20 protein-coding genes are annotated in these 26,044 nt (G+C 70.8%); 2 read left to right on the plus strand and 18 right to left on the minus strand.

Annotated elements, in window-relative coordinates; translation table 11 throughout:
* Positions 1 to 100: 100 nt before the first annotated feature.
* The 5 genes from ACQP2F_RS42730 to ACQP2F_RS42750 all read right to left on the minus strand — a co-directional run bounded on the left by ACQP2F_RS42730 (position 101) and on the right by ACQP2F_RS42750 (position 9,365).
* Positions 101 to 682, minus strand: coding sequence for a tetratricopeptide repeat protein (locus ACQP2F_RS42730; RefSeq protein WP_433298173.1), 582 nt, complete (start codon positions 680 to 682; stop codon positions 101 to 103).
* Positions 679 to 7,671, minus strand: a complete 6,993-nt coding sequence (locus tag ACQP2F_RS42735) for an RHS repeat-associated core domain-containing protein (protein WP_433298175.1) — start codon at positions 7,669 to 7,671, stop codon at positions 679 to 681. Before ACQP2F_RS42735 ends, ACQP2F_RS42730 begins: the two co-directional genes overlap by 4 nt.
* Positions 7,672 to 7,741: 70 nt before the next feature.
* Positions 7,742 to 8,395, minus strand: a complete 654-nt coding sequence (locus ACQP2F_RS42740; RefSeq protein WP_433298177.1) for a 4a-hydroxytetrahydrobiopterin dehydratase — start codon at positions 8,393 to 8,395, stop codon at positions 7,742 to 7,744.
* Positions 8,396 to 8,421: 26 nt separating this feature from the next.
* Positions 8,422 to 8,703, minus strand: coding sequence for a hypothetical protein (locus tag ACQP2F_RS42745; protein ID WP_433298179.1), 282 nt, complete (start codon positions 8,701 to 8,703; stop codon positions 8,422 to 8,424).
* Entirely contained in the window at positions 8,700 to 9,365 is a 666-nt protein-coding gene (locus ACQP2F_RS42750; protein WP_433298181.1) for a hypothetical protein, read from the minus strand. The genes ACQP2F_RS42745 and ACQP2F_RS42750 overlap by 4 nt, the downstream gene beginning before the upstream one ends.
* Before the next feature lie 58 nt (positions 9,366 to 9,423).
* Between ACQP2F_RS42750 and ACQP2F_RS42755 the strand changes: the two genes are divergently transcribed.
* Positions 9,424 to 10,113 carry an HAD family hydrolase gene (locus ACQP2F_RS42755; protein WP_433298183.1) on the plus strand — a complete coding sequence of 230 codons (690 nt, stop codon included), beginning with the start codon at positions 9,424 to 9,426 and terminating at the stop codon, positions 10,111 to 10,113.
* 50 nt (positions 10,114 to 10,163) lie between these two features.
* Here ACQP2F_RS42755 and ACQP2F_RS42760 read toward each other — a convergent pair whose 3' ends face one another.
* The 5 genes from ACQP2F_RS42760 to ACQP2F_RS42780 form a co-directional block, all read right to left on the minus strand.
* The gene (locus ACQP2F_RS42760) at positions 10,164 to 10,754 is read right to left on the minus strand and encodes a GTP-binding protein (RefSeq protein ID WP_433298185.1); all 591 of its coding nucleotides are present in this window, start codon (positions 10,752 to 10,754) and stop codon (positions 10,164 to 10,166) included.
* A gap of 1 nt (position 10,755) precedes the next feature.
* Positions 10,756 to 11,136: a DUF742 domain-containing protein gene (locus tag ACQP2F_RS42765; protein WP_122982576.1), complete on the minus strand. Its 381-nt coding sequence runs from the start codon at positions 11,134 to 11,136 to the stop codon at positions 10,756 to 10,758.
* Positions 11,137 to 11,245: 109 nt separating this feature from the next.
* Positions 11,246 to 11,650, minus strand: coding sequence for a roadblock/LC7 domain-containing protein (locus ACQP2F_RS42770; RefSeq protein WP_014447580.1), 405 nt, complete (start codon positions 11,648 to 11,650; stop codon positions 11,246 to 11,248).
* Positions 11,647 to 15,267 carry a sensor histidine kinase gene (locus ACQP2F_RS42775; RefSeq protein ID WP_433298188.1) on the minus strand — a complete coding sequence of 1,207 codons (3,621 nt, stop codon included), beginning with the start codon at positions 15,265 to 15,267 and terminating at the stop codon, positions 11,647 to 11,649. Before ACQP2F_RS42775 ends, ACQP2F_RS42770 begins: the two co-directional genes overlap by 4 nt.
* Positions 15,268 to 15,701: 434 nt before the next feature.
* A complete protein-coding gene (locus tag ACQP2F_RS42780; protein ID WP_433298190.1) occupies positions 15,702 to 16,787 on the minus strand; it encodes an adenosine deaminase in 1,086 nt (361 codons plus the stop codon).
* Positions 16,788 to 16,813: 26 nt separating this feature from the next.
* On the opposite strand from ACQP2F_RS42780, the gene ACQP2F_RS42785 reads away from it, so the two are divergent.
* Positions 16,814 to 17,608, plus strand: coding sequence for a putative RNA methyltransferase (locus ACQP2F_RS42785; RefSeq protein WP_433298192.1), 795 nt, complete (start codon positions 16,814 to 16,816; stop codon positions 17,606 to 17,608).
* On the opposite strand, the gene ACQP2F_RS42790 is transcribed toward ACQP2F_RS42785, so the two are convergent.
* From ACQP2F_RS42790 to ACQP2F_RS42825, 8 genes are all read right to left on the minus strand, one after another.
* Complete coding sequence (locus tag ACQP2F_RS42790) at positions 17,605 to 18,285, minus strand: DUF4272 domain-containing protein (protein ID WP_433298194.1); 681 nt, start codon at positions 18,283 to 18,285, stop codon at positions 17,605 to 17,607. The two genes, ACQP2F_RS42785 and ACQP2F_RS42790, sit on opposite strands and share 4 nt — an antisense overlap.
* A 6-nt stretch (positions 18,286 to 18,291) precedes the next feature.
* Positions 18,292 to 19,569: a thymidine phosphorylase gene (locus tag ACQP2F_RS42795; RefSeq protein ID WP_433298196.1), complete on the minus strand. Its 1,278-nt coding sequence runs from the start codon at positions 19,567 to 19,569 to the stop codon at positions 18,292 to 18,294.
* A complete protein-coding gene (locus ACQP2F_RS42800; protein ID WP_433298198.1) occupies positions 19,566 to 20,282 on the minus strand; it encodes a cytidine deaminase in 717 nt (238 codons plus the stop codon). The genes ACQP2F_RS42795 and ACQP2F_RS42800 overlap by 4 nt, the downstream gene beginning before the upstream one ends.
* A gap of 28 nt (positions 20,283 to 20,310) precedes the next feature.
* Positions 20,311 to 21,579: an ABC transporter permease gene (locus ACQP2F_RS42805; protein ID WP_433298200.1), complete on the minus strand. Its 1,269-nt coding sequence runs from the start codon at positions 21,577 to 21,579 to the stop codon at positions 20,311 to 20,313.
* A 5-nt stretch (positions 21,580 to 21,584) separates the two neighbouring features.
* Positions 21,585 to 22,850: an ABC transporter permease gene (locus ACQP2F_RS42810; RefSeq protein ID WP_433298202.1), complete on the minus strand. Its 1,266-nt coding sequence runs from the start codon at positions 22,848 to 22,850 to the stop codon at positions 21,585 to 21,587.
* Entirely contained in the window at positions 22,847 to 24,364 is a 1,518-nt protein-coding gene (locus tag ACQP2F_RS42815; RefSeq protein ID WP_433298204.1) for an ABC transporter ATP-binding protein, read from the minus strand. The genes ACQP2F_RS42810 and ACQP2F_RS42815 overlap by 4 nt, the downstream gene beginning before the upstream one ends.
* Positions 24,365 to 24,472: 108 nt before the next feature.
* Entirely contained in the window at positions 24,473 to 25,570 is a 1,098-nt protein-coding gene (locus ACQP2F_RS42820; protein WP_433298206.1) for a BMP family lipoprotein, read from the minus strand.
* Between the two features lie 197 nt (positions 25,571 to 25,767).
* Positions 25,768 to 26,040, minus strand: a complete 273-nt coding sequence (locus ACQP2F_RS42825) for an SCO4848 family membrane protein (protein WP_433298208.1) — start codon at positions 26,038 to 26,040, stop codon at positions 25,768 to 25,770.
* Positions 26,041 to 26,044 lie beyond the last annotated feature (4 nt).

Raw genomic sequence — 26,044 nt, forward strand, 5'->3', positions numbered from 1 at the left:
CTAGCCACGCGATCATGGGCACGCAAGGATGCAAATATGTCTATGATTTTGATCACCGGAGTCGGGCATTTGATTCGACAATCGCGGAAATAGGCCCTGGTCAGCCCAGTCGGGCGCGCTCGGCGACCACCCGGCTCCGGTCGTTGAGGCACCCGGTGAACAGCGTGTGGAACGATTCGGCGACCGGGTCGGGAACGGTGTCGAGAATATTGGCGATCGCCGCGTCGAACTCCGAGCGGGCGGCCGCGATGTCGCCCCGGGCCGCGTACGCCCGGGCGAGCCGGACGTGGTTGAGCGACCACGACGGCTCGGCCGCCACCGACCGGCGCAACAGCTCGACGGTGGCGTCGGCCGGGTCCGGCCCCCGCTGACGCAGGATCTCGTCGAGCAGCATCGCCGCGGCGCCGACCTCGGCGCCACGGTCCAGCACGTCGCGCAGCCCGTCGGCGGCGGCGTCGAGGTGCTCGTCGTCCATCCAGTAATGCAGCGCCAGATAGGCGGAGAGCACCACCGCACGCGGGTTGCCCGGCGAGACCCGCAGGAAGGTCTCCACCAGCTCGGCCGCGTCGTCCTCCCGGTGCATCGGCTCGATCCAGAGCTGGGCCAGCTCCAGCAGCGACATCTCACGCCGGGCGGCCGCCTCGAGGGCGGCCGCGTCCGCGTGGCCGTACGGGTCGGTCATGGGATGAAGGCCGTCGAGATCTTGAAGACGCCGTCGATGACCCGCCCGCGAATGGTGATCGTGTAGTCGCCGATCGTCCGCACCAGCGGGTTGGTCTTGCCGTAGATGCCGTCCGGCTCACGGCCGACGCTCCTGATCAGGGCCCGCATCGCGTTCTCCTCGCCGCCTTCCTGCTCGACGAAGCCTTCCAGCTTGTGCTTGGCCGGGCCGAAGACGTGGTCGAGTTGATCCGGTTTGAGAGCGTAGTCGTTCGCCTCCTGCTCGCACTGGGCGGCCGTCTTGGCGGTGTGCCCGCCGCTGGAGCCGCTGCCCGACGACGAGCCGCTCGAGGACGACCCGTCGCCGCTGGTCGAGGAGTAGACCGCGCCGCCGGCCGCGCCCGCGGCCGCCCCGGCGACGGTGGCGGTGACCACCGTGGACGAGACCGAGAACGAGAGCGCACCGAACGCGCCGGCGCCCCCGGCCAGCGCCAGCCCGCCGGCCTCGATCGCCCCGCAGGGCTCGGCGATGACGCACGCGATCGTGCCGACCACGACCGCACCGGCCAGCGCCCCGACGCCGATCTTGCACCAGAGGCCGCAGAGACCGCTCGGGTCGACGTCGTTCAGCGGGTTGCCGTTGACGAAGCCGTACGGGCTGAGCGTGGACCGGACCGCCGGGTCGACGGTCAGGAACTGCGCGGTGGCCGGGTCGTAGTACCGGGCCCGCAGGTAGATCAGGCCGGACTCGGCGTCGCTGTACTCCCCGTCGAACTGCAACGGGGTGGTGGCCGTCCCGGTGTGGGCGCTGACCGTGCCGTACGGCGTGTAGGCGTACGCGCCCACGATCGCGCCGGCCGAGTTGGTCAGCGCGCGGGTGGACCCCAGGCTGTCGGTGAAGTACCACTGGCTGCCGCTCCCGTCGATCTGCTCGATCGGCCGGCCGCCCGGGCCGTACAGGAAGCTGGTCGTGCCGTCGAAGAGCAGGTCGCCGCCGTTGTCCCAGGTGTAGCGGGTGGTGACGCCGTTGACCGTCTTGCTCGTCCGCCGGCCGTTGCCGTCGTAGGCGTAGGTGGAGCTGGTGCCGGCCTTGGCGAACGCGGTGAGCCGGCCGGACTGGTTGTAGGTGTACGTCGTGGTGTCGGTGCCGGTCTTGGCGCTGGTCCGCTCGCCGGAGGTGTCGTACTCGTAGGTGGTGGCCGTGGACGGCGGCGCGGCACACGCCGGACTGGCCGGAATGCCGGTCTTGGCACTCCAGCACAACTGGCCGGCGCCGTCGAAGGTCTGTGCCGTCCCGGCCAGCGTGGTCGGGTTGTCGGCGGCGTCGTACGCGTACGTGCCGCTGGTGGTGCTCTTGACCTGCTCCAGGCTGGTGTAACCGTAGGTCTGCGCGCTGCCCGGCACCCCGGTGGGCGTCTCCCCCGCCACCTGCCCGGCGTTGTCGCGCGGATAGGTGATCGACGCCAGCGTGGTCGTGCCCGCCTTGAGGGTGGTCGCCGTGAGCTGGTCGGCCCCGTCGAAGGTGGTGCTCGTCGCGGTGCCGTTCGGGTACGTGATCGACTTGAGGTCGCCGTCCGCGTCGTACCCGAAGCTCGTCTTGGCCCCGTTCCAGTCGGTCACCGAGTCGAGCCGGCCGGCCTTGTCGAAGGTCCGCTTGACCGTGTGCCCGGTCCCGCCCGGGTAGACGGCGGTGGTCTGGTGACCCTGGGCGTCGTAGCCGTAGGCGGTGGTCGAACCGGCCCCGTTCGTCTCGTCGACCACCTCGTCGAAGGCGTCGTAGGTCCAGCTCGTCGTGCCGGTGCCGTCGGTCATCGTGGCCCGCCGGCCGCCGCCGTCGTAGCCGACCGTGACGTTCGGGGTGACCCCGTCGGAGTTGGTCACCGCCGTCATCGCGCCGGTCGGGTCGTACGTGTAGCGGCTGACCCGCCCGGCCGGGTCGGTGACCGCGCTGACGAGCCCGGCCGCGTCGTAGGCGGCGGCCGTCGTGCGGCCCTTCGGGTCGGTCCGGGTGGCCTGCCGGCCCTGACCGTCATAGCCGTACGTGGTCTTGTTGCCGGCGCCGTCGACGGTGTCCGCGACCGTGTTGTCGGCGTTGTAGTCGACGATCAGCTTGGTGCCGTCCGGCCGCGTCGTGGTGGTGAGTCGGTCGGCGCGGTCGTAGGCGTACGTGGTGGTCTGGTGGTTGCCGTCGGTGCTGGAGAGCTTGTTGCCATCGGCGTCGAACGTGTTGCTCGAGACGTGGCCGAGCGGGTCGGTCGTCTTGATCAGGTTGCCGAAGGCGTCGTAGCCGAACGTGGCGCAGCCGGTGGCCGGCGGCGTGCAGCCGGGCTTCACCCCGGCCGCGGTGCCGACCGGCGAGACGGTCGAGGTGACCAGGCCGCGGGCGGTGTCGTAGCCGTAGGCGACCGTGCTGCCGGCGGCGTCGGTGGCGCTGACCCGGTCACCGAAGGCGTCGAAGGTAGCCGTCGACGTGTAGCCGCGCGGGTCGACCGTGCGGGTCACATCGCCCGGGTGCGCGGCGTCGTCGTAGAAGACGGCGGACGTACGGGTGGTGACGGTCGGCGGGTTGCTGTCCGGCACCTCCTCGTCCTGGCTCAGCGACTGCTGCGTGGTGCTGGTCAGCAGGCCGTACTGGAGGGTGCCGTCGTTGGTGCCCGAGCTGGTCTTGATGTGCCCGGCCTCGTCGTAGCCGTACCGCGTCTCCAGGCCCTTGGGGCTGATGCTCCGCACGAGCTCGCCGAGCGCGTTGTACTCGTACGCCGTGGTGCGCCCGGCGCCGTCGGTCTCGGAGATCTTCTGGCCGTTGTCGTCGTACGTGTACGACTGGGTGTTGCCGTCCGGGTTGGTGATGGTCGTGATGCCGAGCGTCACCGGGTCGTACGTGTACTGCGTGGTGCCCTCGTTCGCCGAGCCCGCGCCGTGCGTCTCGGCGGTCAGCAACCCGTCCGCGTACGTGTAGACGGTCTTGCGCCCGGCCGGATCGGTGACCTGCGTCTGCCCGGCCGCGAGCCCGGCGTCCGGCCCGTAGGCGAAGGCCGTCGTGTGCCCGAGCTGGTCGATCTGGCTGGTCACCCGCTCCGAGCCGTCGTAGACCATGCTCATCACCGGCGCCGGCGTCGCGGTCACCCCGAAGGCGGCCGGCAGGCGTACGAAGTTGAGCAGATGCGCGCTCGTGTAGCCGAACTGCGTACGGTCGTCGTTGAGCACGGACGGAGTGCGCGTCGTGCCGGCACCGAAGACGTCGGTCAGGTTGCCCGCGCTGTCGTAGGCGTAGCTCACCGTGCGCCCGGCGGTGTCGGTCAGCCCGGTGATGTGCGAGCCGGTCCAGGTGAGCGTGAAGCGCCGGTTCGCCGGGTCGGTGATCGTGCTCAGATGACCGTTCGCGTCGTAGGTCAGCGTGGTCTGGTAGGCCGGGCTGGCCAGGGCGCCCACCGGGTCGGTCTCGGCGATCAGCCGGCCGGTCGCCACATCGAACTTGAAGATCGCAATTCCGCGGCGGGTGTACGTGTAGGTCGAGCCACTTTTCACGAGGGTGGCCGCATAGCGGGGCGCGGCCGGGGCGTAGCCGGTCCCGTCCACCACGAACGGCACCTGGGAGCCGTCCTCCTGCTTGATGGTGACCGCCCCGGTGCCGGAGTCGGTGACCGCCGACAGGTCGTAGGAGTAGGTCCAGCCGTACCCGAAAGCGCCGTTGATCGCGCCGGCCGCGTTCGGGCCCGCCGGGTCGGCCAGCGCCGACAGGTAGGTACGGGTGAAGTTCAGCGGCATCCCCCGGCCCGGGATGTCGAGGTCCTTGAAGGTGTCGCCGTAGTAGCCGGTGCTGGTGTCGACCGGGTCACCGGCCGTGCGGCGCACGCATCCACACTGGACCCAGGCCGGGTTGCTGCCCTTGGGCGCGTCGATCACGTGCGGCGGGCCGCCGATCGGCTTGCCCGGGGTGCCGCCCATCGGCACGAACGCGATCGCGTCGAACGCCACGTCGAAGTTGCTGTAGTCGACGTTGCCGCGCCCGATCACCTCGCTGCGGTTGGACAGCTGGACCGTGGCCCCGTTCTGCATGGCGAAGGTGCCGATGGTGACCCACTGCTCGGAGTTCCAGTGCTGGTTGACCCGGATCTTCCACGGGCTCACCCCGCCGCCCGGGTTGATCACGTAGACGACGCTTGTCGCCGACGCGCCGGTCGCCGGGATATGGATCTTGATTTTGTAGTACTGGAGTTTCGGCAGGTTCGGCGTCCAGGTGCCGGTGTTGATCAGGTCCGGGTTGCTGCCGTCCTCGGTGTGGGTGAAGCGGATGTGCCCGCCGAACCCGACCCCGGCCTGGTGGGTGTCGATCTGGCCGATCGGGTCACCGTTGGCGTTGGTGCCGTACGCGTAGCTGAACGTGCCGTTGCTGGACCAGTTCGACGATCCGCAGCCGGCCCGGTTGACCGGCGGGCTGGGCTGGTCGTCCACGATGATCGGGGCGCCGCTCGAGGTGGTCGGCACCTTGCTCGTGTCGAGGCTGCACGTCGGCGGGTGCGGGTTCACCGTGGCCGGCTCGGCCGCGCCGCTGCCGACGCTGAAGTCGCTGGTGGCGCAGGCGGTCGCGCAGTCGACCCAGCTGACCGGGGTGTGCCACCAGCACTCGAAGTCGGTCAGCGTGCAAAGGTTGGCGTTGGTCGCGCCGGTGGGGTCGCATTTGTTGTCGGCCATGGTGCAGAACAGCGTCGGCTTCGGCACGTTCAGCCACGTCGCGCCGCCGTGGTAGGTCGGCGTCGCGTAGGCCCGCGAGCCCATCCGGATCAGCGGGCTGCCCATCCAGCCGAGGATCCGCTCCTGGTAGGGCCAGTCCGACGGGTGGGCGGCGTCGGCGTACGTGTTCTTCAGGTACGGCTCGCGGCCGGCCGGGTAGTCCGGGTTGGCCGGGTTGTTCGACCACCCCAGTCCCCAGGTGCCGTCCGGACCGACACACGTCGGCGACGGCGTGCACCCGGTCGTGTTGCCGAACTTGGCGCTCGGCTGGACGCCGGTGTTGTAGGCCCAGGCCGCGAAGTACCAGTTCTCCAGGTACCGCGGGTTGCCGCCGTTGGCGGTGATCCCGGCCGCGTACAGCTGGTTCCACTTGTCCTGCAGGATCTGCAGGCCGGCCGAGATGTTCTCGGCGTAGTCGACGGCGACCTTCGCCTTGCCGTTCGCGGTGATCGACGTGTCGGCAAGCGCCATGCCGCTGGTGACCTGGGCGATGCCGTAGCCGCAGTCGGCGTTCGCGTAGTCGATCCGGTCGATCGAGTTGACGACGCCGTAGTAGCTGGAGATCAGCGGGTCGCCGGCGACGCCCGGCAGCTCGTGCCAGGAGGCCTGGTTCCAGTTGCTCTCCTGCGCCATGATCGCCTCGATCACCGAGCGCGGCACCGTGCTCCAGGTGTCGTTGGCCGGGTGGCTGAGCACGTGGCGGGAGAAGTCGTTGCTCGGGGAGTAGGCGGCCAGGCCCATGCTCGCGTAGTTGGCCGGCCGGCTGAACGAGCCGTTGAGCAGGCCCTGCGCGGCCATCTGCGCGGCCCAGTCGGCCTGGGCCGAGGTCGGCTGCAGCGCCTGCCGGGTCGGCTCGAGCCGCGGCACCCCACAGGTCGGCGACTGCGCGGCGGTAGCGGCGAGCGCCTGAGGGGCCGCTTTGCCCGCGGCGGCCCCGGCACTGTGGACAGCGCCTGCGGAAGTGTCATACCCGGGCCGTATCGTCGCCCCACCCACTGAACGGGGTGGGGTGGCGTTGGTGGCAGTCGCAGCGGCGGCGGTGGTCCCGGTGGCGGCGGTCCCGGCGGCGGCGGTCCCGGCGGCGGCCACGGCAGGGGTCGCGGCGGTCCCGGCGGTGGCCACGGCCGGGGCGGCGGTCGTGATCGGCGCGGTGGCGGCGGCCTGCTTGCGAACTACCAGCTTGCCGGTCGCGGTGGCCAGGATCGCCGGGTCGGTCGCCTTCGGGTCGGCGGCGGCGCCGAGCAGCGCGCGGCCGTCGAGCGACGAGGCGGCGGCGCCGTTCGGCAGCTTGGCGTCGGTGCGGGCGACCACGGCCGCCGGGGCGTCGACGTGGGTGGCGCCGGTCAGCACCGGCTTTCCGGCGCGGCCCGGGAAGAGGCGCAGGTGGCCGAGCCGGCCCGAGGCGATCTTCGTGAGCTGGCCGCCACGCGTGTGCCACGCCTCGGCGGTCAGCGCGCCGGCCGCGGTCGGCGCCACGAAGTCGACGCCGCCGTCGGTCGTGGGCCGCAGGTCGGCGGCCGTTCCCGCGCCCGGCACGGCTTGGATCGCGACCGTCCGGTCCGGGTCCACCCGCACCAGGTGGGAACCCATCGCCCCGACCGCACCGGCGGCGGTCGGCACCACCGACGTCACCTGCCCGGGAACCGTGACCTGGGCGGTGACCCGTCCGGTGGCGAGATCGACCGTACGCACGGTGGTGGTGGCCTCGTCGACGCCGGGGTTCGCGGTGAACTCGGCGATGTCGCCGGTGCCGCAGCCGGGCGAGTGGTACTTCAGCCCGACACCGGCCGAGAGCGGGCGGACCTGGCCGCTGGTCAGGTTGACGCTGTAGGCGAAGGCGCCGTGGTCACGGGCCGCCGAGATGTTGACGGCCGACCGGGGCAGCACCGCGACCGCGGCGAACTTGCCGTCGCCGGAGACGCACTGGTAGCCGAGCCAGGACGCGTCGTCCATCCCGGCCGGTCGGATGACCGCGATCTCGTGCCAGGTGAAGCCGGACCGGGCGGTCGCGACCTCGAGGTGGTAGCCGGCGCCGTCACCGCGGCCGGTCACCGCGACGTCGTCGGAGCCGCTCGCGCCGGCGCCGAACTCCTCACGAGGCGGCGTCTTGGCCGACACGGCCGAAACAGCCGGCGCGGATTCGGCCCGGGCGGCCGGCGCGGCGTAGGCGCCGGTCACCGCGGTCAGGCTGAGGGTGAGGGCCGCGGACACGACCGCCGACCCACGCACCCAGAAACGATCGAACAACAATGCGGCCATCCCCCGTCGATCACTCACGAATCGACGGGACTTTATACGCCCCCTTATTTAGATAAACGTTCCGGGCACTTTTTGATTAGACCAATATCTATTCTCGCGATTGCCACGTGCAGAGACAGACCTTGTTGCCCTCGGGGTCGGCCAGCACCCAGAAGCTCGGCGCCGCGGCGTCGCTGACCAGTGCGCCACCGGCGGCGATCGCGGCCTCGATGCGGGGCTGGACCTCGGCCGGGTCGACCCAGACGTCGGGGTGCCAGCGCTGGCGGGGCTCCTCGCGACCGGACTCCTGGAACCAGATCAGCGGCAGCCGGCCGGACGGATCCCGTACCTCATCGCCGATGTCCGGGCCCGGGGCCCGTTCCATCGCCATCACCGCCGCCCAGAACGGCAGCACGTCCTTAAGCGCCGGAGTGTCCAGCGCCAGTTCGAGCTCGCTGACCCCGCTCACCGTCTGGGTCAGCCCGGCCTCGGCGGCCAGCGCCGAGATCGTGCGCGCCATCCGGACGTCGCGCTCGGTGACGCCGCCGGTGTCGTGGCTGACCAGCCGGATGTCGACGTACGGATAACGCAGGTCGATGTCGGGGTGATGGTTCGCCTCCTCGGCCGCCGCCCCGATCGCGTCGACCAGCGCGAGCCCGGTCGCGAAGTCCCGGCTGTGGATGCGCGTGTTCAGGCTGTTGGCGAGCAGCACCCACCCGGTCAGCCCCTCGTCGGCGATCTGCCGTCCCGTCAGCTTCGTCATGCACCCATCCTCGCGCTCTTGGGGGGTCAGAGGGGGGCCAGCGCCTTCCCGATGTTCCACTCGGCCAGATCGAGCATCCACTGCCGGTCCGGGAAGTCGGTGCCGGCGATCCGGAGCGGCCCCTCGATCAGGCTCAACACCTGCGCGTACCGGTAGAAGTCGAGCCGCGCCCGGTCGAGCGGGACCGGGTCGAGCCGCGGGTACGCCTCCTCGAAGCGCATCTCGGTCCACGCGTGGTCCCACTCGACGTCGAACGCGATCAGCCCCTCGAAGTCGATGATCACCGGTTCGCCCGTCGAGTTGATCAATACGTGATCGGGTCCGAGCTCGCCATGGACCAGCGCGTACGTCTGACGGGGAGAGATCCGCCCACGCAGCGCGAGCAGATGGTCGGCGATCCGATGTCGCGCAGCGGCGAGGCGAGTGTCCTGAGTGGCCACCGCGCCCAGGTCGGCGAGCGCCCGGCCAGGATCACGTCCTCGGCCGGACGGATCGGCGGCGTCGTCCAGGTGAGCGGGCCGTAATGCGGCACCGAGGTGGTGTGCATCCGGCGCATCGCGGCCCCGAGCGCGGCCAGCGGCTCGGCGGCCGACGCCGGATCGGCCTCCATCAACCGCTCGAGCGTCACCCCACCGGCATCCTCGACCAGCGCGAGATTCGGCTTCCACACCACCATTTCCGGTACGTGAACCCCAGCGCCCGCCAGGGCCTGGTGATTGACCAGGAACCGCTCGGCGCCACCCGGATCACCGAACGGGTCGTCGGGCACCCGCGCCTCGGCCTCGGGCCAGTAGTTCTCCTCGTCCGCCCAGTAGTAGAGGATCACCTTGGTCGCGTCGTCGAGCCGCAGCCGGTAGACGCCCTTCTTGGTCCCGCCGGTCAGCCGATCGAGGGCGACCGGCCGCCGATCGCTCCCGAAGACCTCGCGCACCAGACCGCCGAGATCGTCCACGCCGAGAAAAGCCCGCATGGTCGCCGATCCTGCCCAGCGCGGCGGTGATCGACAACCGATTTGGCATCATGACGCGGTGCGGGCGATCATCTTCGACTTCTTCGGAACCCTGACCGACCCGGCCGCCGAGGCGGGCCGGCGCGCGTCCTTCGCCGCCACCGCGGCCGCGCTCGGCGTCCCGGCCGACGACTTCTGGCGCGAGATGGCGGCCAGCTTCCCCGAGCGGATCGTGGGCCGGTACGGCGACACCCGCGAGACCCTGCGCGCGATTGCCAAGCAATGCGGCGCCGACCCGGCCGAGGCCGACCTGGACGCGGCCGTGGTCGCCCAGCGGGCCGGCGCCGAGCTCGTGCGCCCGCCCCGGCCCGGCGTGCTGGAGCTGCTCGACCGGCTGCGGGCCGACGGCTTCCGGCTGGGACTGATCAGCGACTGTTCGAGCGAGCTGTACGAGGCCTGGCCGCAGACGCCCTACGCGCCCCGGATCGACGCGGCGGTGTTCTCGTGGCGGGAGGGATGCCGGAAGCCCGATCCGCGGCTCTACGCCACCGCGAGCGCCCGTCTCGGCGTCGCGCCGGCCGAGTGCTGGTACGTCGGCGACGGCGGCAGCCGCGAACACGACGGCGCCCGGCGCGCCGGCATGCGCCCGGTCCTGGTCACGAACGCCGCCCACCCGGACGCGGCCGCCTTCCGCAGCGACCCCGACACCTACACGCCGGACGTGGTGATCGCCGACCTCGACGAGTTGCCGGCCGTCATCCGTTCCTGAGCACGCAGAAGCCCCGCTCCGACCCATCGGAGCGGGGCTGCCACCGTCTGTCAGGCCGGTGCTACGGCGCGCGAGCGGCGCATCGTCAGCACATACTCGACGAGCGAGATGAGGACGTTCTTGGTGGACTCGCGGTTGCGGGCGTCGCAGCTCACCACGGGCACGTCGTTCGAGATCGCCAGCGCGTCCCGCACGTCCTGCGCGTTGTGGTACTGCATGCCGTCGAAGCAGTTGATCGCCACCAGGTACGGCAGGCGACGGTGCTCGAAGAAGTCGATGGCGGCGAAGCAGTCGGCGAGACGACGGGTGTCCACCATGACCACGGCACCGATCGCGCCCCGCACCAGCTCGTCCCACATGAACCAGAACCGGGTCTGGCCGGGCGTGCCGAACAGGTAGAGGATCAGGTCACGGTCGATGCTGATACGGCCGAAGTCCATGGCGACGGTGGTCGTCATCTTGCCCGGCACCTGCCGGTTGTCGTCGACGCCCACACCGGCCGAGGTCATGATGGCCTCGGTGGTCAGCGGGGTAATCTCCGAGACCGACCCGACGAGCGTCGTCTTACCGACGCCGAACCCACCGGCGATGACGATCTTCGCCGATGTAACGCGCCCCCCAGCAGCGGGACGGTGCGACATGTCAGAGCCTGCGAAGTCCACTCAGCACCCTTTCCAGCAGTTCCGTGCCTACCGCGTCGGTCTCGTCTTCCAGCGAGGTGGGCTCGTACACCGCGACCAAGCCATCGGAGGCCATGTCGGCGACGATCACACGAGCCACACCGAGCGGCAGTTGCATGCGTGCGGCGATCTCGGCGAGCGACTGCACACGGCCGCCGTCGCACATAGCCGCGATGTACTGATGCTCGCTTCCACCCTGCCCGCCGCGGATCATTCCAGATCGGCCGCGCACGGTTGTCTCGACCAGCGCTTCCAGCGCTATCTCAAGCTTCGGCCGGGTCCGACCACGGGTCACGGCGTACGGTCTGACCAGCGCGCCGGTCGGCTCATCACGCTCGGGCATCGTCACCGCTCACCCCTTCCTCGGGCCCTTAGAAGTGTCTCTTGTTGTCAATGTTTTGAACAGTCGGCCGCGCCAACCCACTTCGGGCCGGCGACGGCATACTGCCCGTTCAGCCGAGCACCCCGGCCGCGGAACGCGGTGCGGGGGTCAGCGCCTCGCCGACGCGGTCGACGAGGAGGGCCATCTCGTAGCCGACCTGGCCCACGTCGCAGCTGCGCGCCGCGAGCACCGCGAACGACGAACCGTCGGAGATCGACATCAGGAAGAGGAACCCGTTGTCCATCTCGACGACCGTCTGCAGCACCGCACCACCCTCGAAGCACCGAGCGGCGCCCTGAGTGAGGCTGACCAGGCCGGAGGCGATCGCCGCCAGCTGGTCCGCACGGTCACGCGGAAGGTCCCGCGAGGCCGCCAGGAGCAGACCGTCGGCGGAGACCGCGATCGCATGCGCGACTCCGGGAACGCGGTCGGCGAAGTTGGCCAGAAGCCAACCGAGATCCTGCGTAGATGTCATGCCTCATGCTCCTTGCCAGCCTGCGAGGACTGCTGCCCTCCCGGAGTTCCCTCCGGGTTGGTCGATTGTTCCTTGGTGCGACCGCGCTGAACACCTCGGTGGTACGCGGAAAGCAGACCGCGAACACCCTCGGGAGTACGTTTCTGGACGGAGTTTCCGCCCCGATCGACGCCACCGGGTACCAGCTGCGCCATCGGTGTGCGCTTGGGCAGCCCGGCGTTGGTGGTGGTGTCGATGGTCTGCTCGGCAGCCGCACGGGCCGCGCTCCAGCCTTCGTCGGCAGCAGTGTGCCACGGGTTCGACGCCGCGCTGCCGTTCGGGCTGTTGCCATTCGATGAACCGTAGCCGTTCGCGGCCCCGACGCCCACCGGAGCCGGTTCCTGGTCACGCGATTCGGGCGATCCGGCCTGCTGCGGCACGCCGACCGAACGACTCGGCTCGCCCGTCGGGATGCGCTGCGGGCTCGACTCGTCGCCGTTGGACGACCGGTCGGCCGGGTGGCCGGTGGTGAACCACGCCGACTCCAGCTCCCGGAAGATCGGCAGCTCCATGGTCTCGTCCGCGAACTGACCCTGGTTGCTGTCGCGCTGCCGGGCCGCGGCCTGCGCCGCGGCGATCTGCTGGGCGGCGGTGGCCTGCGCCTCCGCGGCCTGCTGCGCGGCCAGCTCGTGCGCCGCCTTGGCCGCGGCGGCCGCCCGCTGCGCGTCGGCCGGGCCGGCGCCCGAGGTGGGCGTCCCGGAGACCGGGGTGCCCGACACCGGACGGGCCGGCGGCGCGGACGACGGGATCGGCGCGGTCTGCGGGTTCGTCGGGCGCTCGACCTGCGGCTGCTGGTCGGCGGGACGGTAGCGCGGGATCTCGGCGGTCATGTCGAGCGCGGCCGCGAGGCTCTCCGGCACGTGCGGAGCGGCGTTCGGGTCCCGCTCGGGGGCCGGCGGCCAGGCCGGCGGCGCGACCGGCGCGCCGGCGGTGGGCTGGGCCGGAGCCTGCGGCTCGTTGGCCGGCGGCACCGAGGTCGGGCGGGCGCCGTACGGCGGGCCGGAGGGCACCGGCGGCGCGGAGACCGGCGGCACCGGCGGGGCCGAGACCGGCGGGACGAATCCGCCCCGGCCCTGGCTCTCCGGGTTGGACGGCAGCTGGCGCGGGATGGTGGCGCCGAAGCCGCTGTCGCCCTCGGGCCGAAGCTGCTCGCCGTTGCGGCGCTGCGGCAGCCCGTCGGGACCGGCGAAGCCCTGCGGGCCGGACGGGGCCGAACCGGGGCCGGACGGCAGCGGCGGGATCATCTCGTTGCTGCGCGGGCCGTAGAAGCCGTTGCCGTTGGTGCCGTTGGCCGACGAGCCGTTGGACCCGTTCGCGCCGCCGAAGCCGTTCGCGCCGCCGAAGCCGTTGGACCCGAATCCGTTGCTGCCGTTGGCCGGCGCGCCGGTGAGGTCGGACCAGGCCGGGACCGACCGGCCGCCGGTGCCGAGCATGCCGCCGTTGGGCATCGGCGGGTTCGGGTCGAAGGGACGGCCACCGGGGTAGCCGCCGCGGCCGCTCTCCAGCGCCAGCGGTTCGGGCATGCCCGGACGGCCGCCCGTCTGCCCGTTGTCGTAGCCACCGGGAGCCTGCAGGCCGCGACCGGCCATGGCGCCCGCGATGAGCACCTGCACCGGCAGGCTGACCTCGGCCACCGTGCCGCGCTCGGCGTCGGCCGGCCGCAGCTCGACCTTGACGGCGTGCCGGTTCGCCAGCCGGGCGACCACGACCAGGCCCATCATCCGGGAGACGGCCACGTCCACCATGGGCGGGTTGGCGAGCCGGTCGTTGAGGTCGCGCAGCTGCTCCCGGCTGATGCCGATGCCGCGGTCCTCGACGGAGAGCAGCGCGCCGTCGCCCAGCCGCCGGGCCTCGACGGTGACCGTCGAGTTGGGCGGGGAGGAGGCGGTCGCGTTGTCGAACAGCTCGGCGACCAGGTGGACCATGTCGTTGACGGCGTGCGCCGCCACCTCGATGTCCCGGTCGATCATGCCGAACTCGATGCGGGTGTAGTGCTCGACCTCGGACTGGGCCGCGCGAAGCACGTCGATCAGAGCGGCCGGCTCGCGCTGCACGCGGGTCGAGTCGGCGCCCGCGAGAACCAGGAGGTTCTCGTCGTTACGGCGCATCCGGGTGGCCAGGTGGTCGAGCTGGAACAGCTCGGCCAGGCGGTCCGGGTCCTCCTCGCCGCGCTCCAGCCGGTCGAGGTGGCCGATGAGCCGGTCGACCAGGATCTGCGAACGGCGGGCGAGGTTGACGAACATGGTCGCGACGGAGGCGCGCAGTGCGGCCTGCTCGGCCGCGGTGCGCACGGCCTCGAGGTGAACCGCGTTGAACGCCTCGGTCACCTGGCCGAACTCGTCCCGGCTGCGCACCGGTAGCGGCTCGGCGATCTGGTCGGCGACCTGGGCCGGCGTCAGTGAAGTGGCGAGCGCCGGATCACGCAGCCGGGAGACCGCGTGCGGCAGGCCGAACTGGGCCACCGACAGGGCGCCCTGACGCAGCTCGCGCAGCGAGCGGGCCATCGACCGGGCCACGAGCCAGGCGAACAGGATCGCGAGCAGCAGCATCGCGAGCAGCACGCTGGTCTCGATGAAGACCCGCCGGTTCACGTTGTTTCGCAGGTCGGTCGCCTGCACCACGATGTCGGCGTCGAGCTTCTGCTCCACCTGCCGGAACAGGTTGTTGTAGCCGATCATCGCCTTCTCCCACGCCTGGGCGTCGAAGGGGATGTTCTTGGTGTTCGTGCCGTTCAGCGCGCTCAGCTGGCCGGTCAGGTTGGTCGCGGCGCGACCGTCCGGAACGTTCTGCACGCGGTCGAACAGCGCGACCTCGGCATCGGTGCCGACGGCGTGGACGGACGTCTCGGCGAGCGCGAAGCCGGTGTCGGTGAGCAGGAACTTGCGGCGCAGGCCGGCGTTGAAGTCGCCCTGGCCGAGCACCTCGTGACCGACGTCGCGCTGCTGGGAGATGTACTCCTTGGCGCTGGCCACCGCGGCGACGGTACGCAGGTGGTCGCTCAGCTCGGTGTCGCTGGCCAGCTGGGCCGAGACGTCACGCACCGACAGCAGGTCCGCGATCAGCTTGTTGTAGGTCTCCTCGACACCCTTGGCGTCGATCGTGCCGTTGGCGATCTGACTGCGCTTGGAGGGCAGGTCCTCGAGGTTGCGGTCGAGGCGCAGGAGCAGCGTGGCGACCTTGGGCGGGACGTCGTCGAGGCCCGCCTTCTGCTGGGAGTAGGGAACCTTGGCCTGGTCGACCGCGGCGTGCTCGCCGTTGTAGGCCTTGAGCGCGGCCTGACCGACGGGGCTCTTCGCGTCGTTGGTCGTGATCATGACGCCGTAGGCGCGTTCGTTCTGCAGGCGGTCGACGAGGCCACCGGCGGCCTGCGACAACACCGAAAGGTTCCGTGCACGCTCCGCGTTGCTGGCCGTATTGATGTGGTCCACCAGGCCGCTGACGCCGACGATGATCGTCGCCAGGGTGGGAACCAGCATGATCAGGCCAAGCTTCGACCAGATCGGCAGATCTCGCAGCCGATCGGCCGGCCGACGGAGACGCGACATGACGCCGGTCGCCGTCTTGGGGCGCTTGCTCACGTCACCGTCCTCCTGATTCGGGCCCGGCATCGGGTCGCCGGACGCCGCACACGGCCGACTACCGCGTCGGGCCCCCGAGATTCCATCACGACGAGTGTCAAAGAGAAAGAGCAGCCGGGCACGGACCGGTTGTGTGATGCGATGTCGCTCCGTCGGAGTTGGACATAGCCGGTTCGATATGACTGCTTGTATTTGTGTGCGTCTCTCAGAGTCACTCGCGCCGGTCGACTCGGCGTGGGGGTGGCGCGGGTCGACCGGGCCCGATCGTAGTGGATCGCGGCAGGAGAGACGATGGCGCGGTCCCGCCCGCAGAGCAAGGTGAGATGCCGGTTTTTGCAGTGTTTGTAGGGACCATTCTGACCGAACGGATGAGAGGACTCACCGAATCGGCAGCGTCGCGAACCGTAGGTGGGGTGGTATTTGCCGGACGTCACTCAACCGAGCAACTTGGCGTACGCCGGCTTGATGATCTCGGTGATGATGGCGAGCCGCTCGTCGTACGGGATGAAGGCCGACTTCATGGCATTGATCGTGAGCCACTGCAGCTCCGCCCAGCCCCAGCCGAAAGCCTCGCTGAGCAGGGCCATCTCCCGCGACATCGAGGTGCCGCTCATCAACCGGTTGTCGGTGTTGACCGTGACACGGAAGCGCAGGTCGTGCAGCAACCCGATCGGATGTTCGGCGATCGAGGGCGCGGCGCCGGTCTGCACATTGGACGAAGGGCACAATTCCAGCGGAATGCGCTTGTCCCGCACATAAGCGGCCAGGCGACCGAGCACCGCGCCACCGTCGGCCGGCGCGCCGGTGATGTCGTCGACCAGCCGTACGCCGTGGCCGAGCCGGTCGGCGCCGCACCACTGGATCGCCTGCCAGATCGAGGGCAGGCCGAACGCCTCGCCGGCATGGATGGTGAAGTGGAAGTTCTCCCGCTGCAGGTACTCGAACGCGTCCAGGTGCCGGGTGGGCGGGAAGCCGGCCTCGGCCCCGGCGATGTCGAAGCCGACCACGCCGGCGTCCCGGTAGCGCACGGAGAGCTCGGCGATCTCCTGCGAGCGGGCCGCGTGCCGCATGGCGGTCAGCAGCACCCCGACCCGGATCGGCCGGCCGAGCGCGGCGGCCTCGGCGGCGCCGTCGGCGAAGCCCGCGTTCACGGCGTCGACCACCGCGTCGAGCGAGAGTCCCCGCTCCAGGTGCTGCTCCGGCGCGTAGCGCACCTCGGCGTAGACGACGCCGTCGGCGGCCAGGTCGAGGGCGCACTCCTTGGCCACCCGGTGCAGGCCCTCCTCGGTCTGCATGACCGCCACCGTGTGGGCGAAGGTCTCCAGGTAGCGTTCGAGCGAGCCGGAGTCGGCCGCGGCGACGAACCAGTTGCCCAGCGCCTCGGGGTCGTCCACGGGCAGCGGGTGCCCGATGGCGCCGGCCAGCTCGAGGATGGTCGCGGGGCGCAGGCCGCCGTCGAGGTGGTCGTGGAGCAGCGCCTTCGGCGCCTTGACGATGTCGGAATGCGTGATGGCCGCCATCAGGCGAGCCTAGAGGTCGGTGACGAATGATCGACGGAGCATTGCCGTACCTGCGGTGCCCCAATTGCGAACGGGCGCTGCGCCGGGACGATCGGGTGTTGCGCTGCGCCCGCGGGCACAGCTTCGACCTGGCCCGGCAGGGGTACGCGGACCTGACCGCCGGCCGGCTCCCGCACGTGGGCGACACCGCCGCGATGATCGCCGACCGTGACACCTTTCTTACTCGGGGCCACTACGACTTCATCGCCGAGGCGCTGGCCACCTTCGTCCCGGGCGGTCTCGTCGTCGACGCCGGCGTGGGGACCGGCCGCTACCTGGCCCGGGTGCTCGACCGGGCGCCGGCCGCGACCGGCCTCGGCCTGGACGTCTCCAAGCCGGCGCTGCGCCGGGCGGCCCGGGCCCATCCGCGGGCGGCGGCGGTGCTGGCCGACGTGTGGCGCCCGCTGCCGATCGTGGACGAGGCGGCCGACGCGGTCCTGAACGTCTTCGCACCGCGCAACGGCGCCGAGTTCCGCCGCATCCTGCGCCCGGGCGGCCGCCTGCTGGTCGTCACCCCGGCCGCCGGCCATCTCGCGGAGCTGGTCGACGCGTACCGGCTGATCGGGGTTGATCCGGAGAAGGACGAGCGCGTGCGCGAGGCGCTCGGGGAGTACTTCGAGCTCGAGGATGTGGAAACCCGCCGGCGAGAGCTCGACCTGACCGCCGAGGAGGTCCGCACGCTGATCGGCATGACGCCGAGCGCGCGTCATCGCGAGGATGGTGACACCGCGGCGATCACCACGGGCGCCGAGGTAGAGATAAGGCTTTACAACCCGGTTTAAACTGACAAGTCAACCTCTTCCCATTCGGGCGGCTTGTCGTGATAGGGACCGTGAAAGACCACGGCCCATTCCAGAGCCCACCGCCGCTGCCCGATCGCGTTGGCGTTGATGTCGCCCGGCAACGTTTCGCCGAGTCGCTCCACTTCTTGAAACGACCAGTCGAGGCAGTAGTAGAGGTCGAGCAGCACGGCGGCGTCGACCGGGTCGCGCGGCGACATCAGCGACCGCGAGCGCCACCGGCCGAAGGACTCCCCCGCCGGCAGGTCGGGCATCTGCGACATCAGCCGGTCCTCGGGCGGCGCGGTCGGGTCGAGGTGCCGGCTCAGGCCGAGCAGCCAGGCCAGCGCGAAGACCGCGTCGTGGTGCAGCACGAACGAGCGATGGTCGCCCTTGGCCCCGATCACGAACTGCCACTCGGGCGGGGTGACCAGGTCGACCAGGTGCGACCCGAGCAGCCAGCTCATGGCGACCTCGGTCGGCATGCCGAAGCACCGCGCCACCACCACGTGCAGCACCGCCGCCCGCGCCTCGATCTCGGCCGTCGGCCGCAGCTCGACGGTGTCGCCGGGCTCCCAGATCAGCGGGAAGCCCGGCGGCGGCAGCGGCAGCCCGAGCCGCTCGATCTCGTCGAGGCTGGCATCGCGGACCGCGCGCGGGTCGGGTGCGGCCTTCGTCATGGTGCGTCAGGCTATGCGGTCGAGCACCAGCGGGGTAAGGGTGGGCGCGGCCTCCGAGACGATCACGGCCTCGGCGGCCACCTGACGGGCGGCGGGGATGCGCGTTTGTTCATCCGTCCGCAGCTCGAGCAGCACGTCGCCGGCCCGCACCCGGTCACCGGGCTTGACCTTGAGCAGGACTCCGGCGCCGAAGCTGACCGGGTCCTCCTTGCGGGCGCGGCCGGCGCCGAGACGCCAGGCGGCCAATCCGATCCCGTACGCGTCGACGGTCGTCACCACCCCGTCCGAAGCCGCCCGCAACACCTCGTTCTCCCGGGCGACCGGCAGCGCCGCCGACGGGTCACCGCCCTGCGCCTCGATCATCCGCCGCCAGGTGTCCATGGCCGCGCCCGACTCGAGCACCTTGGCCGGGTCGGCGTCGACCCCGGCCGCCGCCAGCATCTCCCGGGCCAGCGCCAGGGTCAGCTCGACCACGTCGGCCGGGCCGCCGCCGGCCAGCACCTCGAGCGACTCGGCCACCTCGACCGCGTTGCCGACGGCCAGGCCGAGCGGCGTGTTCATGTCGGTGAGCAGCGCGATGGTGTTGACCCCGCTGTCCTGGCCGAGCCGGACCATGGTGCTCGCCAGCTCGCGGGCGGTCGCCAGGTCCTTCATGAACGCGCCGGAGCCGACCTTGACGTCCAGCACCAGCGCCCCGGTGCCCTCGGCGATCTTCTTGCTCATGATCGAGCTGGCGATCAGCGGGATGGCCTCGACCGTGCCGGTGACGTCGCGCAGGGCGTACAGCTTGCGGTCGGCGGGCGCGAGGCCCTCGCCGGCCGCGCAGATGACCGCGCCCACGTCCTCCAGCTGCCGCTTGAACGCCTCGTTCGAGATCGAGGCCTGCCAGCCCGCGATCGACTCCAGCTTGTCCAGGGTGCCGCCGGTGTGGCCGAGGCCGCGGCCGGAGAGCTGGGGCACGGCCGCGCCGCAGGCGGCCACCAGCGGCGTGAGCGGCAGCGTGATCTTGTCGCCGACGCCGCCGGTGGAGTGCTTGTCGGCAGTGGGCCGGGTGACCGCGGAGAGATCGAGCCGCTCGCCGCTGGCGATCATCGCGGCGGTCCACCGGGCGATCTCGGCCGGCGTCATGCCGCGCAGCAGGATCGCCATGGCCAGCGCCGACATCTGCTCGTCGGCGACCACGCCCCGGGTGTACGCGTCGACCACCCAGTCGATCTGCGCGTCGGACAGCACGTGCCCGTCGCGCTTGGCCCGGATGATGTCGACGGCTGCGAACTCGCTCATGCCTCCTCCTCCCAGCGGACCGGGATGCCCTCCGGCACCTCGCCCTCGCCGGCCCAGGCCAGGGCGCCCTCGGCGTCCACGACCACGATCCGCGGCGTACGCACCCGGCCCCAGGCCACCGCCTCGGCCGCGGTCGGGAAGTTCGGCCCCTCCTCGAGCACGCCCTTCGCGGCGTCGCTCTCGGCCGGGCTGCCCCCGGACCGTTCCCAGTACCCGGTCCAGACGGTAGCCCCGCCGGAGAGGTCGGGGTGCACGAAGACGGTGCCCCGGCCGCGCCACTTGGCCAGGGCGGTCGGGACCTCGTGGCCGCTCGCCGGCCCGTTGACCTTGTCGAGGTCGGCCGGGCCGAACGCGTACGGCAGCAGGTCGTGCACCCGCAGCGGCGCCGGCACCGCCTCGACCAGGCACTCCGGGCCGCCGTGCTCGTAGAGCAGCTGACGGCAGCGCCCGCACGGCATCAGCGGCTCACCGTTGGCGTCCACGCACGAGATCGCCACCAGCCGGCCGCCGCCGGTCGCGTGCAGCGAGCTGACCAGCCCGCACTCCGCGCACAGCCCGACGCCGTAGGACGCGTTCTCCACGTTGCAGCCGACCACCACCCGGCCGTCGTCCACCAGCCCCGCCACCCCGACCGGGAAGTCGGAGTAGGGGGCGTACGCGTGGCGCATGGCCTCGATGGCGGCGGCCCTGAGCCCTGCCCAGTCGATCTCCATAGGGCCGATTCTGCCGTATTGAAAGGCGTCAGCTCTTCACGTATGGCACACCGTCGGCGGCCGGCGCGCGCACCCGGCCGACCAGGCCCGCCACCGCCACGATCGTCGCGATGTACGGCAACATGTTCAGGAACTGGTTGGGCACCGGGCTGCCGGCCACGCTCAGGTAGTAGGCGAGCTTCTGCGAGAAGCCGAAGAACAGCGCCGCCCCGAGCGCGCCGAACGGCGTCCACCGGCCGAAGATCAGCGCGGCCAGGGCGATGAAGCCCGCGCCCGCGGTCATGTTCTTGTTGAAGGCGCCGGTCGAAACCATCGTGAAGTACGCGCCGCCGGCCCCGGCGATCAGGCCGCCGAGGAGCACGTTGAGGTAGCGCAGGCCGAGGACCCGCACGCCGACCGTGTCGGCCGCCGTGGGGTGCTCGCCGACCGCCCGGGTGCGCAGGCCCCACCGCGTGCTCTTGAGCGCGAAGTGGATGACGACGACCAGGATCAGCGCGAGCCAGACCAGCAGGTTGGTGTCGAACAGCACCGGGCCGATCACCGGGATGTCGCCGAGGCCGGGGATCTTCCAGTCCGGCAGCTTCGGCGGCTGGTTGTACTTCAGCGCGTTCGGCTGCATCAGGCGCTCGTAGAGGAAGCCGGTGATGCCGAGCGCGAAGAGGTTGAGCACGATGCCGACCACGACCTGGTCGACCAGGAAGCGGATGGCCAGCACGGCCAGCATGGCGGCGATGATGAGACCGCCGATCATGGCGCTGATCAGGCCGGCCCACACGCTGGTGGCGAGCGTGCCGATCAGGGCGGCGCCGAACGCGCCCATCAGGAACTGGCCCTCGATCGCCACGTTCACCACGCCGGACCGCTCGCCGAGCACGCCCGCCAGCGCGCCCAGGATCAGCGGCAGCGCGTACTCGAGGCTGCCGTCGAGGGTGTCGACCAGCGGCAGGAACTTGCCCGCCACCTGCCAGCACAGGAACGACAGCACGAACGCCAGGATGCCGAGGCTCAGCAGCAGGGTCTGGAAGCGGCGCGCCTTGCCGACCAGCATGATCACGCCGATCGCCACGGTGAACAGGCCGAACGCGATCGTGCCGACCTGCCCATTGATCGACAGGGCGGCGCCGCTGGCGTCGGTGCTGAGCGTGAAGCGCGCCGTCTTCGACTCGGCCAGCGCGCCGAAGACGAAGGTCGCGACCAGGCCGATGATGGTGATGCCGGCGCCGAGCCGGCGTTCCCGGTTCCAGAACGGGTCGGGGGCGCTGACCTCGGTCAGGTTCTCCACAGTCGCCGTCGACACGTGGCTCACCAGCCCTTCGCCATCGAGGCGCCGAGCCGCGCGGAGCGGGCGGCGCGAAGGTGGAAGATCGCCTTCACCAGGGCGGGGGCGGCGATGAAGATGACGATCAGGGCCTGCAGGACGGTGACCAGCTCGAGCGAGACGCCCACGTCGACCTGCATGAGGTTGCCGCCGGCCCGCAGCGCGCCGTAGAGGATCGCGGCGAACAGCGTGCCCCACGGCTTGTTGCGGCCGAGCAGCGCGACCAGCAGGCCGTCGAAACCGATGTTGCCGGCCACCTGCCCGGTCAGCTTGTCGGCGGTGCCGAGCACCTGGATCGCGCCGCCGAGGCCGGCCAGCGCACCGGCGACGACCATCAGCAGCGTGTACGTCTTGGCGACGCTCATGCCGGCGGTCTTGGCGGCCGGCGGGTTGACACCCACCGCGCGCAGCTCGAAGCCGAACGACGACCGGTTGATCAACCACGCGACGCCGGCCGTGACCAGCACCGCGAGCACGATGCCGAGGTGGACGCGCAGCGGCGCGGGCAGCGCCGGCAGCTCGGCCGTGCTCTTGATGGTCTTGCTGATCGCGTCCGAGCGCTGCGGGTCCCGGATGCCGTTCTGCAGGATCAGCCAGCCCAGGAACAGCGCGGCCGTGTAGTTGAGCATGATCGTGGTGATCACCTCGTGGGCGCCGGTGCGGGCCTTGAGCAGGCCCGGCAGGAAGCCCCAGAGGGCGCCGCCGATCGCGCCGAACAGCAGCGCCACGATCAGGTGCAGGCCGGCCGGCAGGCTGAACGCGAAGCCGGCCACCGCGCCGAGCACGCAGCCGATGATCGCCTGGCCCTGGCCGCCGATGTTGAACAGGCCGCCGCGGAACGCGATCGCCACCGACAGGCCGGTGAAGACCAGCGGCGTGGCGTAGGTGAGGGTCTCGGAGATCGGGCCGAACGCGGCCTGCCAGGTGCCGGTGCCGTTGAACCAGGCCTGGAACGCGGCCGGGTCGAAGACCGCGCCCTTCCACAGGTCGGCGTAGGCGTGGCTGATCAGGTCCCAGCTGGCGTTGAGCGCGTCACCGGGCCGGGCGGTGAAGTACGAGAACTTCGACAGCACCTCGGAGTCGGAGACGACCATCAGCACCGCGCCGATGACCAGCGCCAGGAAGATCGACAGGACCGTGACGGTGACCGTGTTGGCCGACCAGAGGTTGCGCAGGAAGACACTCAGGAACGAGTCGCGCTTCTCCGGTGGCGCCGGGGCGGCCGGCTTCTCTTCGACGTCGGTGGTCACTCCGCTGCCTCTTCCTGTGTTGCTTCAGTGACGCCGGCCATCAGCAGCCCGAGCTCCTCGCGGGGCATGTCGGGCGAGACCGTCGCCAGGATCCGGCCGCGGTACATGACCGCGACCCGGTCGGCCAGGCCGACCACCTCGTCCAGCTCGCTCGAGACCACCAGCACCGCGGTCCCGTTGTCCCGCTCGTGGATGATCTGGTTGTGGATGAACTCGATCGAGCCGACGTCCACGCCGCGGGTCGGCTGGCTCGCGATCATCAGGCGTAACGGGCGGGACATCTCCCGGGCCACCACGACCTTCTGCTGGTTGCCGCCGGACAGCGTGCTGACCGCATGCTCGGGCGATGACGTGCGGATGTCGAACTGGTCGACCCGCTCGCGCGCCGACTCGGCGATCGCCTTCGGGTTGAGCTTGAACGAGTTGCCGAACGGCTCCCGGTCGTACATGTCGAGCACCAGGTTCTCCGCGACCGAGAACTCCTTGACCACGCCGTCGAGGCTGCGGTCCTCGGGGACGTAGCCGACGCCCGAGCGCAGGATCTTCTTGGTGCTCATGCCGGCCAGGCTCTCGTTGTCGAGCTCCATCGCGCCGGCCCGGATCGGGCGCAGGCCCATGATCGCCTCGACCAGCTCGGTCTGCCCGTTGCCCTGCACGCCGGCGATGCCCAGCACCTCGCCCGCCCGCACCTCGAGGTCGACGCCGTCGACGGCGCGGACGCCCCGGTCGTCGTCGACCACCAGGCCGGAGACCTTGAGCACCTCGCGGCCGGGCTCGGCCGGGGTCTTGGTGACCTCCAGGCTGACGTCGCGGCCGACCATCAGCGCGGCCAGCTCGTCCTCGGAGGTGTCCGGGCTGGCGGTCCCGACGGTGCGGCCACGGCGGATCACCGTGATGCGGTCGGCGACGGCCTTGACCTCGCGCAGCTTGTGGGTGATGAAGACGATCGACTTGCCCGACTCGGCCAGCGAGCGCATGACCGCGAGCAGCTCGTCGGTCTCCTGCGGGGTGAGCACCGCGGTCGGCTCGTCGAGGATCAGCAGGTCGACGTCGCGGGTGAGGGCCTTGACGATCTCGACCCGCTGCTGGGCGCCGACCGGCAGGTTCTCCACCACCGCGTCGGGGTCGACCGGCAGACCGTACTTCCTGGAGGTCTCCAGCACCTCGCGGCGGTTGCGCCGCCGGTCGAGGATGCCGAGCGGACCGCCACGCACGTCCTCGGCGCCGAGCGCGATGTTCTCCGCGACGGTGAAGACGGGCACCAGCATGAAGTGCTGGTGGACCATGCCGATGCCGGCCGCGATGGCGTCCCGCGGGCTGCGGAAGACCTTGGCCTCGCCGTCCACCAGGATCTCGCCCTCGTCCGGCTGCAGGAGGCCGTAGAGCTGGTTCATCAGCGTCGACTTGCCGGCGCCGTTCTCGCCGAGCAGGGCGTGCACCTCGCCGGGCTCGACCGTGATGTCGATGTGGTCGTTGGCCACCAGGTCGCCGAAGCGCTTGGTGATGCCGCGCAATTCGAGTCTCAGCGGAATCTCCTGACCTCGGCCGCATGCAGGGAGCCGCCGCACAGCTGCGAGAAGGACTCGCAGCCGGGCGGCGGCCGGAATGTTACTACTGCTGGATCACTTGGGGGCGTTGGCCGACTCGACCTTCACGGTTCCCGAGATGACGTCCTTCTTCAGCTGGTCGACCTCGGACTTGAGACCCGAGTCGATCTTGCTGTCGAACTGGTTGTACGGCGCGAGCTCGACGCCGTTGTTCTCCAGCGTGCCCAGGTAGCCCGGGGAGGCGGCGAGCGGCTGGCCGGTGGCGCCGGCCACGACCGCCTTCTCCACCGCGTCGGTGATGTTCTTGACGACCGTGGTCAGGAAGACGCTGCAGTACTGCGCCGCGCTCTTGCAGCCGTCCTGGTCGACCCAGATGATCGAGACCTTGCCGCTGGAGCCCTGCGCGACCTCGGCCGCGCCGAGGCCGGTGCCGCCGGCGACCGGCAGGATCACGTCGGCGCCCTGCGCGACGAACGTGTTGGCCAGCGCCTTGCCCTTGGCCGGGTTGGCGAAGTCGTCGGCGAAGCTGCCCGCCTGCTTGCCCTTGTCCCAGCCGAGCACCTGGACGTTCTTGCTCTTCTTCTGGTTGTAGTAGGCGACGCCGTCGGCGAAGCCGTCCATGAAGATCGTCACCGGCGGGATCTGCTTGCCGCCGAAGGTCGCGACCTTCTGCGACTTGGAGTAGCCCGCGGCCAGGTAACCGGCGAGGAACGCGGCCTGGTGGGTGGCGAACTGCATCGGGTACACGTTCGACCCGGTGCTGCCGCTGTCCACGATCGCGAACTGCGCGCTCTTGTTCTGGTCCGACACCTTCTTGGTGGCGTCGCCCATGAGACCGCCGACCGAGAGGATGAAGCTGCACTTCTGCGTCACGAAGCCCTGCAGGTTGGGCTCGTAGTCGGCCTCCGCCGTCGAGGCGACGTACTTCGGGTCCACGTTCGAGGCCTGCGCCTGGGCGGCCTGCATGCCGGCCCAGGCCGACGCGTTGAAGGACTTGTCGTCGATGCCACCGGTGTCGGTGACCATGCAGGCCTTGTATGCGGCTGCGGTGGCGGCGCTGCTGCTGCTGCCGCTGGGAGTCTCTGCCGGGGCGTCACCACAAGCGGCGGCGGCGAGCGTCAGCCCACCTGCCGCGAGAACCGCAAGGATCCGCTTCCCACGTACTGGGCGCAAGACGCCCTCCTTCCAACGCACACCGACACCCGTCGGTGAGTCTTCAAGTTGGGGAGCGTAGCCGCAGGCCAGGGCGGCGGCCGAGGTTTGGTCCGGACTGTTGGCGCACCGTTATCTCGCCGCAATCGCAGACCGCTTTGAACGCCGGTTTAGGTCGATGTGACCGACAATTAGCCGGTCAATGACGTAACATGCCATTAATCTTGCGGCCGGGACGGGGTTGCGCCCACTGAATCTTCGGTCCGCGGCCGGGTCGCGCGCCAGCCGCGGATGCCCAGCAGGCCGACCGCCGAGCCGATGACCAGCGACGCCGCGATCAGCAGGGCGTGCACCACCAGGAACGACGTGGGCCGTCCGTCGGCGAACGAGCGGTCGTCCCGATAGATCGCCAGGCCGAACCGGGGCCAGATCAGCCAGGTCCACACCCCGACCAGGATCAGGAAGACCGCCCATCGCCGCGAAAGCACCATCGCT

Source organism: Actinoplanes sp. CA-030573 (assembly GCF_050951115.1).
In the GTDB taxonomy this organism is placed as follows: Bacteria; Actinomycetota; Actinomycetes; order Mycobacteriales; family Micromonosporaceae; genus Actinoplanes.